The organism is Collinsella aerofaciens (assembly GCF_027679495.1).
GTDB lineage: Bacteria > Actinomycetota > Coriobacteriia > Coriobacteriales > Coriobacteriaceae > Collinsella > Collinsella aerofaciens_AK.
Genome location: NZ_JAQEKC010000056.1, coordinates 1 through 1,637, shown reverse-complemented (window position 1 = coordinate 1,637; position 1,637 = coordinate 1). Strand labels below are relative to the sequence as shown.

General features: G+C 71.5%; 1 protein-coding gene. It reads right to left on the bottom strand.

From position 1 onward, the window contains the following. Positions 1 to 226: 226 nt before the first annotated feature. The gene (locus PGW49_RS10305; protein WP_270226437.1) at positions 227 to 1,519 is read right to left on the bottom strand and encodes an IS30 family transposase; all 1,293 of its coding nucleotides are present in this window, start codon (positions 1,517 to 1,519) and stop codon (positions 227 to 229) included. Positions 1,520 to 1,637: the final 118 nt, after the last annotated feature.

Below are 1,637 nucleotides of genomic sequence, written 5' to 3'. Positions count from 1 at the left end.
GGTTGATTTCCGATCTCAGCCGAACACATTGAGCGAATAGGCCATTCCCGCAGTTAGCCGAACGCCCCCGCGGCCCCTCCTGGGGTCCGGGGGCGCCGTTTTCCCAGTTGAAGGAACGGTGGAGATGTGTTTCGATAGGTCCGGTGGCCATGCTCCGCCCGCCGCCCGGCACCTCTTCCCAGACTCAGCCGGACGGTCGGTCCGTCTATTCCGTTTTTCTTCCAGGCTAGGCCAGCGGGGCATCGCCCCTCTCTGCGCGCGCCCTCTCGATGAGCCCCGGCGTCAGGTCGAGTTCGCCGATGGGCACGTCCTCCACGCCGTAGGCGTCCAGCAGCGCCGCCGCGTCCTCCCCGAGCATCGCCCTGAAGGCGCGCGCGGGCGTCGCGAAGCCGAGCGCGCCGCGGGGCTCGGAGTTCACGTGCGACATGGCCAGCGCCAGGTCGGCCGGGGCGAGCCGGTCGAACCTGATTCCGGCGCCCTTGGGCAGCAGCTTCCTGATCTCGACGTGGTTGCGCTCGCAGGCGCCCTTCTGGTCGCTGCGCCTGGGGTCGCAGTAGAACAGCCTCGTCTCGCCCGGCCCCTCGCCGAGCAGCGCCGCGATCGCCGCCTCGTCGGAGAACTCGGCGCCGTTGTCGGTGAGGACGGCGCGGAACACGCGGCGCGTCCCGTCGGCGCCGAGGATGGCCCGGACGCCCTCCAGGGCGTCCGCGACGCACCCGGCGGTCTTCTCCTCCAGCGGCAGCGCGAGCTGGAGCCTGCTGGGGCGGTGCAGCAGCGTGAGCAGGCAGGCGGAGTCCTCCCGGGCCCCCTCGACGGTGTCCATCTCCCAGGCCGCGGCGCACGCGTCCTCCCCGAGGGCGAGGAACGCGGCATGCGACCTGCGGGCGGAGTGGCGGGTCGCCGCCCGGCCCGCGGCGCGCTTCCTCGGCCTGTAGCCGACCTTGCGCCTGAGCTCCATGTTGGTCATGCCGTCGTAGCCCGCCGAGACCCAGCGGTAGATGGTCGACGGCGACAGGTCCACCGGGCCGCCGTTGCGCGCCGCCATCTGCTCGGGCGACAGCCCCCGGCGCAGGCAGTCCCTGATGGCCTCCAGCCTGGCCGCCGCGGCGGGCTCGTCGGCGTCTATCCCGCGCCTGGACGAGACGAGGACCGAGTCGGCGCACAGCTGCGCGGCCCGGGCCTCGTAGAAGACGTGCGGGCGGCGCTTGCAGCCGATTGCGCGGTACCGGCCGCAGCCGTTGCAGCATCGCGGCCATGCCGCCAGGCGCGGGCAGGCCGCCGACAGGTCGGCGGAGGCGTCCACGCGCTCGCCGCGCCTGGCCTTCGGCGCCGTCACGAACCTGTGCGACGCCACCTCGGCGCTCACCGTCGAGGGCGACCTGCCCAGCTCCCTCGCGATCTCCCTGCACGACGCCCTGCGCTCCAGCATCCTCTGGACCGTGTCCCGCTCGTGCCTCGTGAGCCTTCCGTAGGCCCTCGGGACCGCCTTTGCGGAGCCACTTTTCTTCTTTCCGGACATGCCGTCCTCCGATCTCCCGGGGCCGGCCGATCCGGCCCTCAGGGTATCGGGTTCCCACATTCATCCGCACATGTGCGGATGAATGTGGGAAGTGTTCGGATGAAGTTGATAATCAAGG

Bases quoted from the DNA above. Each gene is read 5' to 3' on its own strand.
- PGW49_RS10305 (WP_270226437.1), bottom strand. From the start codon at position 1,519: ATGTCCGGAAAGAAGAAAAGTGGCTCCGCAAAGGCGGTCCCGAGGGCC.